This is a genomic window from Pseudoalteromonas sp. APAL1 (assembly GCF_021532475.1).
GTDB lineage: Bacteria > Pseudomonadota > Gammaproteobacteria > Enterobacterales > Alteromonadaceae > Pseudoalteromonas > Pseudoalteromonas lipolytica_C.
The window spans coordinates 1-11,563 of the sequence record NZ_JAKGAW010000078.1; the positions used below are offsets into that span (position 1 = coordinate 1).

Annotated in this window: 15 protein-coding genes; 11 read left to right on the forward strand and 4 right to left on the reverse strand. The window is 42.9% G+C overall.

Annotation, left to right across the window (positions count from 1 at the left end; translation table 11 throughout):
• The 5 genes from L1264_RS20665 to L1264_RS20685 form a co-directional block, all read left to right on the forward strand.
• A partial coding sequence (locus tag L1264_RS20665; RefSeq protein WP_235404531.1) for a type IV secretory system conjugative DNA transfer family protein occupies positions 1-1,630 on the forward strand: 1,630 nt, incomplete at its 5' end.
• A 12-nt stretch (positions 1,631-1,642) separates the two neighbouring features.
• Positions 1,643-1,852: a hypothetical protein gene (locus tag L1264_RS20670; RefSeq protein WP_235404533.1), complete on the forward strand. Its 210-nt coding sequence runs from the start codon at positions 1,643-1,645 to the stop codon at positions 1,850-1,852.
• A 101-nt stretch (positions 1,853-1,953) separates the two neighbouring features.
• On the forward strand, positions 1,954-2,865 hold the full coding sequence (locus L1264_RS20675) for a hypothetical protein (protein WP_235404535.1): 912 nt from the start codon (positions 1,954-1,956) through the stop codon (positions 2,863-2,865).
• Positions 2,866-3,030: 165 nt separating this feature from the next.
• Positions 3,031-3,378: a hypothetical protein gene (locus L1264_RS20680; protein WP_235404537.1), complete on the forward strand. Its 348-nt coding sequence runs from the start codon at positions 3,031-3,033 to the stop codon at positions 3,376-3,378.
• The gene (locus tag L1264_RS20685) at positions 3,375-5,042 is read left to right on the forward strand and encodes a conjugal transfer protein TraG N-terminal domain-containing protein (RefSeq protein ID WP_235404538.1); all 1,668 of its coding nucleotides are present in this window, start codon (positions 3,375-3,377) and stop codon (positions 5,040-5,042) included. The genes L1264_RS20680 and L1264_RS20685 overlap by 4 nt, the downstream gene beginning before the upstream one ends.
• A 227-nt stretch (positions 5,043-5,269) precedes the next feature.
• On the opposite strand, the gene L1264_RS20690 is transcribed toward L1264_RS20685, so the two are convergent.
• From L1264_RS20690 to L1264_RS20705, 4 genes are all read right to left on the reverse strand, one after another.
• Positions 5,270-5,962 (reverse strand): hypothetical protein, encoded by a 693-nt coding sequence (locus tag L1264_RS20690; protein ID WP_235404540.1) that lies wholly within the window; start codon positions 5,960-5,962, stop codon positions 5,270-5,272.
• Between the two features lie 37 nt (positions 5,963-5,999).
• Positions 6,000-6,215: a hypothetical protein gene (locus tag L1264_RS20695; protein ID WP_235404542.1), complete on the reverse strand. Its 216-nt coding sequence runs from the start codon at positions 6,213-6,215 to the stop codon at positions 6,000-6,002.
• A gap of 258 nt (positions 6,216-6,473) precedes the next feature.
• Complete coding sequence (locus L1264_RS20700; protein ID WP_235404556.1) at positions 6,474-6,743, reverse strand: hypothetical protein; 270 nt, start codon at positions 6,741-6,743, stop codon at positions 6,474-6,476.
• Positions 6,736-7,329 (reverse strand): ParA family protein, encoded by a 594-nt coding sequence (locus tag L1264_RS20705; RefSeq protein ID WP_235404558.1) that lies wholly within the window; start codon positions 7,327-7,329, stop codon positions 6,736-6,738. Before L1264_RS20705 ends, L1264_RS20700 begins: the two co-directional genes overlap by 8 nt.
• Before the next feature lie 177 nt (positions 7,330-7,506).
• Between L1264_RS20705 and L1264_RS20710 the strand changes: the two genes are divergently transcribed.
• From L1264_RS20710 to L1264_RS20735, 6 genes are all read left to right on the forward strand, one after another.
• On the forward strand, positions 7,507-7,740 hold the full coding sequence (locus tag L1264_RS20710; RefSeq protein WP_235404559.1) for a hypothetical protein: 234 nt from the start codon (positions 7,507-7,509) through the stop codon (positions 7,738-7,740).
• Positions 7,741-8,531: 791 nt separating this feature from the next.
• Entirely contained in the window at positions 8,532-8,756 is a 225-nt protein-coding gene (locus L1264_RS20715; protein ID WP_235404561.1) for a hypothetical protein, read from the forward strand.
• A gap of 10 nt (positions 8,757-8,766) precedes the next feature.
• Positions 8,767-8,997 (forward strand): hypothetical protein, encoded by a 231-nt coding sequence (locus L1264_RS20720; RefSeq protein ID WP_235404563.1) that lies wholly within the window; start codon positions 8,767-8,769, stop codon positions 8,995-8,997.
• Positions 8,998-9,826: 829 nt separating this feature from the next.
• Positions 9,827-10,711 (forward strand): phage integrase N-terminal domain-containing protein, encoded by an 885-nt coding sequence (locus tag L1264_RS20725; protein ID WP_268833886.1) that lies wholly within the window; start codon positions 9,827-9,829, stop codon positions 10,709-10,711.
• Between the two features lie 9 nt (positions 10,712-10,720).
• A complete protein-coding gene (locus L1264_RS20730) occupies positions 10,721-10,957 on the forward strand; it encodes a hypothetical protein (protein WP_235404566.1) in 237 nt (78 codons plus the stop codon).
• Between the two features lie 3 nt (positions 10,958-10,960).
• A partial coding sequence (locus L1264_RS20735) for a hypothetical protein (RefSeq protein WP_235404567.1) occupies positions 10,961-11,563 on the forward strand: 603 nt, incomplete at its 3' end.

Below are 11,563 nucleotides of genomic sequence, written 5' to 3' on the forward strand. Positions count from 1 at the left end.
CAAAGATGAAGATCCGGAGAAGAATAAAACCTTTATGGATAAGGTATTCGACACGCTCACGGACGCAGACAAAAAGCCTAAAGCTGACATCGAGATCGATATGACGGATTACCTAAGTGATCCGGAGTCTGTAGGTCATTTACCTGAGAAGTTAAACAAGTCTGACGGGGTTTTCAGCGGTCGCTTGCTCGATGAAAATCTACGTATCAGCACCGAAGATAGAGCCGTTATTATCGGGCCACCTGGTACGGGTAAAACTGCGTTTCTGGTATCGCAGTTATTACACTGGGCCGAAACCAAACGCTCGTTTGTGTGTCTCGATATTAAGCCAGAAATTTGGGGTATTACCCGCGAAGCATTAGAGCGCCAAGGCTATAAGGTATTAGCTTTCAACCCTACCGCACCAGGTACGTTACGTTACAACCCATTGGATGATCTGGACTCTCCGGAAGCTATCGGGGAACTGGTGGCCAACACCATCACCGGCACAAATGAAGAAAACGCTGTTTTCTACGAAACAGGTCGTGACTTGCTGGATTGCATGATTGGCTATCTCCAAAGCAAGAACGGGCGCGCTACGCTCCCCCAAGTTCGCTCTTTGCTTGGTGAGTTCGACAGCTCAGAGTCGTTAATGGATGAGCTACGCCGCTCTGACGATGAAATGGTGGTTGAGCTGGCCAACGAGCTGAAAATGGTCGGTGAGAATGAACGCTTGTTTGCTTCGGTGGTTGCTTCGCTTCGTGCTGGCCTGCGCTTTTTGCGATACCCGTCTATCAGAAATGCCCTAGGTGAGTCTGACTTTTCCCTTGATGATTTATGCGGTGATCAACCTGTGGCGCTGTTCCTCCAGTTTGAGGAAGGTAAGGCCGAAATGCTGCAACGCCTGACGGCTATGATAGTTGGCCACATCATGCGCTATCTGATTGATCACACGGATAGACCGCCAGTGTTGATGATGTTGGATGAAATAGGCAACGCAAAAGGTATCAGCGGCCTAACCAGCAAGCTAAACACAATACGTTCCCGTCAGTTGCCTACGTGGATGTATTGGCAGAGTGCCAGCCAAATGAGCCTTTACAGTGACGGTAAAGCCGAAGGGCGAGACTTGATATTCGGAGCCTGTGACTTCGTTGGGGTGTTCCGGTTGAATGATAACGACACGGCCAAGTATATCAGCGAGAAGATAGGCACTGTGCATCGTGTTATCACTCAGAACCAAGAAGGATTTAGCCGTAGCACAAGTAATTCAGAGGGTATGTCTAGCGGTGGTGGCAGTGAAGATAATGCTGGACCTGGCTCTAGTATGTCGAATGGCCATAGCAAAGGGTTGAACCATCAGCGCACCAAACAGCTACAGGAAGAAGCCGTAATTAAGCCCCATGAGCTGCAAGAACTGGTCGATGGTCAGATGGTTTGCATGTATCGCGGTGACTCATGGAAAGGTGAGGCTACGCCTTACTATCGCGAGTGGCCAGACTACCACGGGGTTAAACCTGGCATAGTTCGACCGCAAACGCTAGATGAAGAATATCCGGAGCCTGTAGCAACGGTCGAGGATGAATTGCCAACGGTTGAAACGGTCGAAGATGACGTACAAGAGGTGAATTTGGATGAACTATTTAAAAAGTAATTGGAATAGAAAATGAGTAAAGATGAATTTAATGCTTGGGTAGAGCGCTATGGGCTTACAGTAGATAAGGCTTCAAAAGTGCTTGGAACTTCAAGAGCTAACGGTTTTAAGTATGCAAATGGCACTCGGCCAGTTAGCAAATCAGTTGCTTATGGTGCTGAAGCGATTGATTTGCTCCCTTCTGAAATCCGTACAGATTTAATACAAAAAAGGCTTGCATAGTCTCAAAATGAGACTAGAATAAAGCTGTTATTTTTAAATAACAAACCAAGCATAGCGCTTGAGAAATGAGTGTTACCTAACACAGAAAAAAAGGAAATGTTATGTTAGAAAGCGAATTTAAAGCCTCTTATCTATTTGTCAGGGGGCTATCTGAACTCATTGCCGAGCGGGGCTTAGATAATGCGGTTCAAACAATTGGTATTAGTCGTCAAGCTGGGCGGTACATTAACGAATTGCCATTCTCAGAAACGATACTGTTTTGTAGTCAACTAGAGAAACGACAAGCCGTAGAGCTTGATATCAACTATTTGCAGATCATCCAATTAGCGGAATTGGTAACAGATATTACTTTGATGCAATTTGATAAGTTGAAATGCTCAAGTAATGATTGGTTGAAAGCAATGCCTATCGAAACTATTTCATACCGCCAGTTATTGGTTGATACATTTATCTCTAATGTCAGTGCGGAAATGTTTGATGTTGAACATTGTCCCAGTAGAACTCTAAACATAAACACCCCGACAAGGTTATTTAAAGCCCTTCAAGACATGAGCAATTTACGGTTCTCAGTATTTGTACGCTTATTAATTCAACGAAATCTTATCCAAGTTAAAGTATTTAAGGATGCAGTGGATATTGCTGTTGCTTCATTTATGCCAGCTCAAAAAGTGCGTCATTCAACGTGGGGCTTAGTGAAAGCAGGTGCAGACATTGAGTTTATAGAGAAGTACAGCAACCAGAAGTATGTTGATAGTAAGTATTACCACCACTGCAGAAGGTTGTGTGAAGATGCTTATTCATCCAAAGAAGTCGATTCAAAAGCGGTATTCGGTTTATTTGAAAGTCTCATGGCTGAACATAAAGACGATGTTCGTGTGTATATGGAGCTTCATAATCAACTAGGGGTAAGGATAGACACTCTGCATGAATGTGTGCAGCAAGTATTAGTTCAGCGGTATTCACATGATGACTATCACTTAGAGAAAGAGGTGGCTCGATTAATCAATCAGTAAAATTTTTTCGGTGAAAAAAAACAGTCGTTGGAGCTGTTAAAATTCCATCAATAAAGTAAGTACGAGGCATCGGCCATCGTGAATCAGAACAGAAAATAATAATTTAGTTGAGGCGTGGATTGGCTGCGGCTCGATGTTTTTGATTTACGAAATACGGAGCTTAGTATGAAAACATTTCTTAAAAATACCCTTATCATTTCAGTTGCAGTTCTGGCGGTTCAAGCCTTGTTGTTAGGCATTGTTGTCAGTAATCCTAGCGCGATAGTGAACGGAGCTGATAGTTTCCTTGCTGGTTTAGTGGCCATGAATAAATCCACGGTAAGCATTGGTTTTATCACTGATATTCTGGTCATCGTTGCCGCCTTGGTGTTGATATTTCGCTTTGAAAAAGGCTTAGCCTGGTTAGTAAAGTCCAAGCGCTTATCACAAGCACAAGCAGACTATCTACAAACTAAGAAGGTGCGCGTTCTGGTTGCATTGTTAGCCGTTCCAATGTTGACGGTGATCGCATGACATTTACGAGCCTAAGTGACCTGTATTTTTTTGCTACAGGAGTATATGCCCTCAACACCATAACTGACATTGCTATCAGCACTAAACTGATAATTGCGCCTGTGATTGTGTTTGTTGTAACCCAATTAATAAAGGCGTTTGAAGGGGATGAAGAAGCTAAGGTAGGCATGGTTGGCAAGCTAGAAATTGGCATATACCTGCAAATGTTTGTGTTTATAACAGCTTTTTATCCAATGGTGCCGCTTAAGTTGGATAGCTTTCAGCTATACAGCAAGCAGTGCGAAGGCTACAAGCAACCAAAGATTAATAATGGCTTTTTTAAGAAGGGCGGCCCTGCAGAAGATTTAGGGGTAATGCTGTCGAACAATAAACTAAAAGTTCCGGTTATCGTTGCGCTGGCTAGAGCCTTTGGAACAGGCTTTTCTATTGAGTCGGTTGACCGCTTACCTTGCGGTTTTAACTTGCAGGGAGCAAAGAATACCTTAATGAATAGTCGTATTGTTGATACAGCGCTACGTATCGAGACAAAGGAATTTATAAAACAGTGTTACCAACCGGCACTCAATAAAGCGTTACGCCAAGGCGATAAGAACATGCCGTGGATAGATGATCCTCGTACAGATGCTCAACCGTGGCCAGGACATAACTCATTTATGAATAACGCTTACTACGGAAACATAGGAAAGGGCTTCTACTCTCAAGTCTTGTTACCAGATTGGCAGGGAGCGAGAACTAATAAGCATATCCCTAAGTGGTCTGAGAGCCAGCAAGCGGAAAGTAGAGGGGAAATTGATTGCAGCGGTGGCCAGTGCATCCACCAAGTAGGCGGTTTTCCTTCGTGTCGTGAGTGGTGGCAAGGTATCGGAGCTGGTTATGGCGGTATCAACGTTAGCAGTAACGATATGAGCCTCCGTAAGCGTCTATGGGATAGTATGCCGGAAGATGATAAGAGCAGTATATGGGTGCTTTTACAGGCATCTTACCATGATGTTTCTGATACCTGGTATGAAGATAAACTAATGGAAAAGGCCTATTTCAGCAAGGTGGCCATGAACCGTATTCAAGGCGCAGAAACAAGGGATTATGGCCTTCAAGGTGAAGGAGTTATGGGTAAAATTGGTAGTTGGTTTAACCGACTAGTGGGTACTGTCGGTAATTTAATGTCCACTGTTCCTGATTATGCCGAAGCCAGTTTAGTTCAATCAGCCGCGCCTATGATTAAAGGTGCAGCGATACTGATTCTATTGGCGGCCTTTCCTTTGGTTCTCATGGTAAGCCAGTACAGTATCAAAATAGCTACTACCGTTGGGGCGCTATTTGTTTCTATACAGCTCTGGCCGTTCTTCTGGGAGCTGACAATTGTTTTTCAAAAATCATTTATTCAGACGGTTGCTAATAGCTCAAGCGTTCCTGTCGTTGATGTGTTAACGCAGCCTAACGTTATGATGAACAGCCAGCGTATAACAGATATGATGTTTATTGCGTTCCCTTTCATCCTTACCTCGTTATTAACCTATGCTGGTTTGGGCTTAGGCGGAGCTATAGGTAGTTTTCAGGGTATGAGTAAAGGTGCTGGCAGTGCTGGTCGAAAAGGTGGTGAGGCTGCAAATAAAGCTGGAGGTAAGGTTGGTAAGAAGGTGGCCACAAAAGGAATGAGCAAGTAATTAGCTTTATTGACAGTACCGTCAATTACCAGTATTATTATTGGTGAGTTAAGAGGGAGAAACAGTCGGATTGAAAAATCCTCCCCGCCCGCTTGCTAGACGGTGTTTTGAACGAGTAATGTCGGATTAAAACATACGCAGGTGTTTGCGCAAGACGCATCGTAACTAGGTAATTCGGAAGTATATTTGTAAGGTAAGAGCTCTGTATCAACAGAGCTTTTTGCTTTTTATTTATGCCTATTTTTCTTTCTTCTTTTATGTGCGCGAGAATTTTGCTTTTTATTCTCTAAAGGTTTGCGCCCTTCCATTACGTTTCTTAAGGCAATAACAAAAGGCTTAGAATCGTCTCTTGCTGGTTTTATTAGTTTTTTGGCCTTTGGGTTTACATTTGGATCTACACAATATGCGCTTTCTATGAGCATGTTGGCTTCTTTGCTGTTAATTTTTGTGAGTACGAAAAAGACGAGATAGACCTCTTCAGGTCGATCTTCTATTTCTAAAATCCCACTGAGGCATGTTTTGTCATCACCTGCATTAGCTAATACAGTTACGTGAGAAGGGGTTTCTTCTATTAGCGCTACGAACTTTGGAAAAAGAAATGAATATTCCCATTTCTCTTTGCAAAATATACGAGACTCTTTTATTTTTGGAGGGGTCTTTACTTGTTGGTAATTGCCTTCGTGATGTATATAGCTATTCAGCCAATGACCGCTTCCCTCTAATTTTGCCCTATTAGCTTTATCATCGTCTGTAACTTCTCTGCTAAATAGGTGGTTCGTTGGTCTCATATGCACAGTGATAGGCCGAGTATCTCCATTTTGGCAGTCCATATCGATAATCAATGATAGATCTTTTAAGTGGTCAATCTTGTATTCGTTATCATCAACTTTAATTGGATCGAAATTGTTATTTTTCGTCAAGTTTGCAATCCTGTAGAGAAGTTAAGTGTGTTTATATTTATTCTTTACGAACCCATTGGCCACCGTTGTCGGCTGAGTTTTCACCTTCAAAGTTAGTAGCAATATCATTATCACCGTTGAGGCGGTAAGAGTTAGAAAAGCTATTCTCACTGTCATAATCATTTTCTGGCCTGTCAGTTGTTCCAACGCCTTCTTCCATTGTTTCTAAAATTGACTCAAGGAGTATCTTGCCGAATGATTTTAGTGGGTTCATATCTTAATCCTAATTAGAGGGCTGTTTTTAACAGTTTCCCCCCTAGTTATAGTAATAAATATCAAGAGAAGATGTTTTTAACATAATGCCCGTTGTCGGCGCTTTTCGGGGGTTTTTGTGTTATCCCCCGAATTATGCTTGTAAGCTCTATTTTTGTAGTTTTTACTACTTTTCTCTTGTTTCAAGTTTAAGCCTATAACTTGTATGTAAATTGGTCAATAAATACATTATAAGTATTTTAGAAGTATTTATAAAGTATTAAAAAAGTCTTTGTTGTCCTTTCATAAAGTTTTCAGCAGCAAGTAAGGCTTGTTGTCGAATGTAGACTGCTACAGGCATTCCTAGTCGCTTTGCGACACCTTCAATTAGTTCAAATTCAGCATCATTCATATTCATAGTAAAGCGCCCTTTCCGTTTTTGGTTCGCTGGCATCTCTGGTCTGCCAAGTTTGGTGTCTTTGCTTTCCGTTCCTGACTCCCAACTGCTATTAGGGTCTTGCTTTGTTTCTTCAATCCAATTTTTAGTCATGGGTTTTCTCCAGAATATTATTTACCAAAGCTTGCACTTCTGTGCGTGCTCTTTTGGTTCCGTTTAGGGAATCTGTTTCGCGGGTGAAAATGGTTTTGTAGTCATTCATTGTTCTGGCGTAGATAGCCAGGTAACTAATGAGTTCATGGTTGGGAGCTAAATGAGTTCGAACTTCTTTCTGATCGCTTACCCGTTTATCGAAACAGCTTAGTACGTTGATAAGGTTCTCAGGTTCTACAAGGCTGTTGATTGCCTTAGCGCTATCCAAGTCAAGGCGTGAAGCTCTAACTGGAGCCACAACGACAGAGCTATTTTGGATAATAGTTTTTTCTTGATTATTCAGGTTGGCCGTAGGTCTGAAATCAACAATGAAAAAGTCACAATCAGGACGGCTATTCGGATATTGGTCTGTAACATCGAATGCGAAACCGCCCCTTTTATAGGTGTTATAAAGTGCAAGCTGCGGATCTGCATCGTAGGCTAGGACTCTCTTTCCATGCTTCACTGTCAGGCAATCAGCAAGGTGTGCGGTTAAAGTTGTTTTGCCTACCCCCCCTTTTGGAGACCAGACTGAAATTATTTTCATTTTTTTTACCCCTGATTCTTGATTTATTTAAACGTAAAAAATGCTTTTAAAGCATTTAATAAGTACTTATAAGTAACTTTAGAAGTATTTATAAAGTATGTAAATAGTAGAGTTTGCGTTATTTGAAAAAAGGGCGTATAAAGTGATCATGTTTAAAGTGATCACGTGTAAATAGTTATGGCGCAACCAGTTTTACAGAGAAGCCTTGGGCTTAGACAGCCGTCTCTTGGCCGTAAAATGAGTGCTGAGGGAGTTCCCTTCAAACATCTACACGCAAAGATCCCCGCTGAACTTTACGAGCGAATGAATAGCATCTTAAAGGCTAAAAAAGCCAAAGGTGAGGGTTTGACCAAGATTGATGTGGTTGAGGCGCTTATTCGCGAGTGGGTTGAGCAAAACGAAGAAGAATAGAAAGTAAAAAACCGCTGTTGGTAGCAGCGGTTCTTTGGAAGTATCAGAAAAAGACGAAAAACCAAGTTCTGACACCGAAATGTAGGTCTTAATTATGGGCGTTAGTAAGCGAGCCGTCAACGGCTAAATGCTACAAATCGCCCACACTTGTCAATCGCCCGTCTTTTTTTCTGCCACTTCCCCAAATGCACCAGGCATGGCGTAGGCTTTCGCGTAGCTGCTCACATTGGACGCACGAGACTGTTGGTGAGCTTCTCCTGGTGTTGGATAGAACGGGGATACCTCACATACTATCCAGCGTACGACGCGCACCACGGCGCTCTGTGCTCGCAACACAGAGGCGTTTGCACTTGTGGGTAACGGGGAACCAACCACGGCCACCACATTAAAAACGGCGAGGCAGTCCAGTCCATAGATGGGGACTAAAGCAAATGCAGTATGTCATCGGTGTGTCTCTCCGGCGCGTGAGGGGGGAGTTGGCTTGCAAAGTCAGCTTACTAATTTTAGCGGAGAGCAAGGCGGACCATCCCAAAACCGTTATACGGTGGCAGGAGGGCGAGCCTATCTTGGAGCGCAGCGGAAAGATAGCGAGCATAGGGTTTTTAACAAAAATAAAAAAAAATCTTATTGTTCTTTGGGGAGTGACTACTGTGGGCTAGGGGAGTTAACTGCGTGTGTAGCCTGTGGTCAACTCCGAAGGATTGTCCATCAGGCTATGCACCAGTTATCCCCCGATTTCCCGAAGGGGAAAGTCCCTGTAGTTGAACGACCATTTTTTAGAGGATTGAATAATGCTTAAAGCCGAATTGTATGCAACAAATCAGAATGGAAAGTTATCCTTTGATTGGGATAATCTGCAATTACAGTTTGATGATTTTCATGGCGAAGTCGAATTTCTGATTAACAAGGAAAATGCCGCTTCTGGCCATAAGGAAAATGATTTGATGCTTTATGATTTAGAATTTACTAGAGGTAAAGCTGGAGAATTAATTCTACTGAGTTGTCTTGTCAGATAATGGAGGTTACATGGAGTTAGGTGTAGGGCTACACATTTTTGAATATGTTGCCGGAGGGGAAACCCTGTTTTGCTGTGTCAGCAAAACAGATTATGAAAAACATGGGGACAAATGCTTTTCAGAACCACGGATTACAAAAGGGGTGTCCGATGATCAAGATGAAGCATTCCAGGACTATCAACTCAATTTTATTTTGGCCGCTGATGTTGGCCTTGAACCTGACGAACGGCACGCTCACTAGCTGCCAAAATTTACAGGGCAAATAAAAAGGGCGCTTACCAAAAGCGCCCTTTTTATTTGCGTCTTAACTACGACAGATCGCCCACGTTGTAGTAGATAATCTACCCCTCTTTATTCTCTTTTATTCGGCCAGCTAAGGAAATTCGCCTAAGCGAATTTCACTTCTGGTCGAAGGGGAAGTGAACTTCCCCTGGCTCGATGATCAAATGTATTGCAATGATGATAACAGCTCGATTGTGTTCCTCGTCACTCGCAGAGTGACGAGGAACGAAGTTTCTCGAATAGAGCGAAGCTCTATCCCTCTAAAACTCGAAATTTATGTGTTTTAAAAAATGAAATTAGAGGGGGGATGATAAAAATTGACATTTCAACCGCGTGATGGTACTTTTTATGAACAACATACGTAATCCTAGTACGTTGTAAAAACGAAGCATTTGCTATCGTGAAAACGGGAACTTAACTACGGTTTCCACTAGAGATTTGAGAGTTCGATACTCACAAAAAAGCAGACGTACGAGAACCGGAACTTGCCCAAATACCGAGATTTAAGTGAACCCTAAACAACACCATTATTCAGGAGATTTAAGTGATCCCTAACACACCAAAAAAGGAGAAATGTAATGACCTAACTAACCCCGTGCTACGCACAAAAACTTAAAGACAACTTGTCTTACAGGCCCCTACGGGAAGTACACAAGTTGAGGCTTATTTGGCCTTATTGAGATCGTTAAAATCATAAAGACTTCGGTCTATGTATAAGTAACTCCAACTTATACGTGATTTCCAACACTCACCTATTATGCAGACTCAAATAGTTAGTTGGGGCATTTATGAGTAAGTTGACTTATCAGCTAAATGGGCTGATGTTACGTAACAAAGATGGAAGCTATGGCACAAGAGCAGAACGCCAAAAAATATTGGTACAAGCTGCTGAACAGTTGCGTGAGCGCGGCTACAAATTGCCTAACCCATACGCTTTAAAACCAAAGCATGTTCAATATCTTGTTGAACGATGGAAATCTGAAAAGCTCTCTACAGGTACGATTAAAAATCGTATGGCACATATTCGATGGTGGGCTGAGAAAGTCGGCAAATCATCTATGATCCCCAAGTCTAACTCTGGCTCAAATCACGCGATAAAACTCGATATAGAAAAGCGGAGCTATGTTCCCACTGAGAGCAAAGCTAAAGATTTAGACCTAGAGAAATTAGCCAAAGTTAGTGACTCCAATGTCAAGCTATCTCTCAAGCTTCAAAAGGAATTTGGTTTGCGCCGAGAGGAAGCCATTAAATTCAAACCGTCTTACGCCATTCGTGGTGACAAACTGGTGCTAAAGGCATCTTGGTGTAAGGGTGGCCGAGCTAGAGAACTCCCCATAAGAACAGAATCACAGCGCGAAGTGTTACGTGAAGTTCAACAAGCGGTAGGAAATGGCAGCTTAATCCCCCACAATAAAACGTATATTCAGCAGCTCAATGTCTATGGGAGACAAACCAGCGATGTTGGACTCTGCAAAATGCATGGTTTACGTCACATGTACGCACAAGAACGCTATCACGAGTTAGCGGGGTGGAAATGCCCGTTAGCAGGAGGCCCAACAAGCAAAGAACTGTCTCCGGAAGAAAAAGCGATTGATCGTGATGTACGCAATATAATCACCGAAGAACTTGGCCATAGCCGAGAGCAAATCACCGTTCAATACATTGGCCGTTAGGAGGTTAACTTGGCTGTAAAATTTAATAATGATCCTTTAAAAGTTAAGCATGATGGGGAATCAGGCAGGTTCATTCCGGAATCGGATTGGAAAGAAATTGAAGCCCTAAACGAGAGAAACGAAGCGTTGGAGCTGGAGGTAGAAAAAGCTCGGGGTGAACAGAAGTACAAGCTTAAAAAGCTGTCTCAAATCATCGAGCGCAAGGATAAGCAGCTAGAGGCACTGCGCAGCAAACGGGAGGGCTAAAATTTGAACTTTTTAATGATATTTGCGGGGATTGGCGGGGGCGTAATGATGCTTTCTGGCCCGTGGTCAGATAATGGGTTTTTCTCGATTGTTGCGTTCTTGGGGCTGTCATTGTTCGCTGGCCATGTCATGGTGAGCCAAGAAGGTGAAAAAGGTAAGGCCATTATTTTAATTGCAGGACTGGGCGCATTACTTGGCTTGTTGGGGTTGGCTACATTGGTAACTGGCAAGCTTGAAGCATCTACCCGCAAGGGTGAACAAATTTACTGGTTATGGTCGTTTGGGGTCGCTTCTTACTATTATTGGTTCCAAAAGTTCAACTTAGGAAAGCTTTTCTCAGGGAAAAAAGAGGGAGTGGCCACAGACGAGTGGGGCGTTCCAGTTAAAGCTGAAAAAGCGCCAGAAGTAGACGAAGAACCAAGCCGATTTACAGGTGAAACGGCCTCTGAACGCCGTAGGTCGCACGTTTCCAGCGTTGGCAAAGATGAAGATCCGGAGAAGAATAAAACCTTTATGGATAAGGTATTCGACACGCTCACGGACGCAGACAAAAAGCCTAAAGCTGACATCGAGATCGATATGACGGATTACCTAAGTGATCCGGAG

Excerpts from the sequence above, each read along its gene's own strand:
- L1264_RS20700 (WP_235404556.1), bottom strand. The coding sequence starts at position 6,743 with ATGACTAAAAATTGGATTGAAGAAACAAAGCAAGACCCTAATAGCAGT.
- L1264_RS20680 (WP_235404537.1), top strand. The coding sequence starts at position 3,031 with ATGAAAACATTTCTTAAAAATACCCTTATCATTTCAGTTGCAGTTCTG.
- L1264_RS20720 (WP_235404563.1), top strand. The coding sequence starts at position 8,767 with ATGGAGTTAGGTGTAGGGCTACACATTTTTGAATATGTTGCCGGAGGG.
- L1264_RS20705 (WP_235404558.1), bottom strand. The coding sequence starts at position 7,329 with ATGAAAATAATTTCAGTCTGGTCTCCAAAAGGGGGGGTAGGCAAAACA.
- L1264_RS20675 (WP_235404535.1), top strand. The coding sequence starts at position 1,954 with ATGTTAGAAAGCGAATTTAAAGCCTCTTATCTATTTGTCAGGGGGCTA.
- L1264_RS20685 (WP_235404538.1), top strand. The coding sequence starts at position 3,375 with ATGACATTTACGAGCCTAAGTGACCTGTATTTTTTTGCTACAGGAGTA.
- L1264_RS20710 (WP_235404559.1), top strand. The coding sequence starts at position 7,507 with ATGGCGCAACCAGTTTTACAGAGAAGCCTTGGGCTTAGACAGCCGTCT.
- L1264_RS20670 (WP_235404533.1), top strand. The coding sequence starts at position 1,643 with ATGAGTAAAGATGAATTTAATGCTTGGGTAGAGCGCTATGGGCTTACA.
- L1264_RS20695 (WP_235404542.1), bottom strand. The coding sequence starts at position 6,215 with ATGAACCCACTAAAATCATTCGGCAAGATACTCCTTGAGTCAATTTTA.
- L1264_RS20725 (WP_268833886.1), top strand. The coding sequence starts at position 9,827 with ATGAGTAAGTTGACTTATCAGCTAAATGGGCTGATGTTACGTAACAAA.
- L1264_RS20715 (WP_235404561.1), top strand. The coding sequence starts at position 8,532 with ATGCTTAAAGCCGAATTGTATGCAACAAATCAGAATGGAAAGTTATCC.